Annotated in this window: 1 protein-coding gene; it reads right to left on the reverse strand. The window is 38.3% G+C overall.

The genetic code is table 11. The annotated features are described in order from the left end of the window. On the reverse strand, positions 1-447 hold a 447-nt coding region (locus AOA61_RS31440), incomplete at both ends, for a hypothetical protein (protein WP_218197431.1).

Consider the following 447-nt stretch of genomic DNA (forward strand, 5'->3'; position numbering starts at 1 on the left):
TCATTGATTAAGTCAGAAATTTTCTTTTTCATAAACTGGAGTTGTTTCAATAAATCATCAAACTCAGGAACATCAGTCGTCGCAGACGTTACATCAAAGTCTTTCACAGAAACAGATTCAATCTCTGACTCAAATTGGCGGACAGGTTTATAAACCATCTTCCACACAAGCCATGTAATTAACAAGCTCAATAATCCAAAGATGACGCCTAAAAATGTAATTTGAGCGAGCCATAGATTTTTCTCCTTATTATATTCACTTTGAGATATCAACGAAACAATACTCCAGCCTTGATGATTTGTCGTCATGAACCAGTAGAACCCATCAATTTCCCCAGAAGCCTCCCCTTCCCCTTTAGCAAAACCAGTAAACTGTTCGTTCACAGGAAGCAATGTGTTCAATTCACTGTAGGCAACACGCCCGTCACTATCGAGAATCAAATAGAAA

Origin of the sequence: Pseudomonas sp. 2995-1 (assembly GCF_002742505.1) — a bacterium.
Taxonomy (GTDB): domain Bacteria; phylum Pseudomonadota; class Gammaproteobacteria; order Pseudomonadales; family Pseudomonadaceae; genus Aquipseudomonas; species Aquipseudomonas sivasensis.